The organism is Massilia sp. YIM B02443 (assembly GCF_030411955.1).
In the GTDB taxonomy this organism is placed as follows: domain Bacteria; phylum Pseudomonadota; class Gammaproteobacteria; order Burkholderiales; family Burkholderiaceae_D; genus Telluria.
On record NZ_JASNRA010000071.1, the window covers coordinates 1 to 654 of the forward strand.

A 654-nucleotide genomic window follows, 5' to 3' on the forward strand; every position below is an offset into this window, starting at 1 on the left:
ACCAGCACCGTACGGTCATACACGGGGACGGCCTTGACGCCAGCAGGCAAAGTCTTGTTGATCTCGACCATCTTCTCTGCAACGAGCTGCGAGACCTGCCGGCTGTTTTCGCCGATGAGCATGAATACGGTACCGAGTACAACTTCGGCACCGTTGTCGGTCGCGGCGCCTGTGCGCAGTTCGCGGCCGACGGCGACGTCCGCGACATCACGAATCCGAACCGCGACGCCATCGGTATTTTTCAGGACGGTATTTTGAATGTCTTCGATGGTTCGCACCTGCCCCGGCGCGCGGATCAGAAGCTGTTCGCCCGAGCGCTCGATGTAGCCTGCCCCGGTGTTATCGTTATTGCGCTCAACCGCAGTGACGACGTCGGCCAGGGTCAGACCATAGGAACTGAGCCGGTTCGGATTCGGCGTGATGTGGTATTCCTTNGTTATCGTTATTGCGCTCAACCGCAGTGACGACGTCGGCCAGGGTCAGACCATAGGAACTGAGCCGGTTCGGATTCGGCGTGATGTGGTATTCCTTAGCGAAGCCACCGATTGAATTGATTTCGGTCACGCCCGGGACCTGACGCAACTGCGGCTTGATGATCCAGTCCTGCACTTCGCGCAAGTCAGTTGGCGTATAGGCTGTCCCGTCAGGCTTCTT

The 654-nt window shown here is 58.5% G+C and carries 1 pseudogene; it reads right to left on the minus strand.

Going from position 1 to position 654, the window contains the following annotated elements:
- Positions 1–654: pseudogene (locus QPK27_RS25215) on the minus strand (efflux RND transporter permease subunit); the annotation flags it as partial.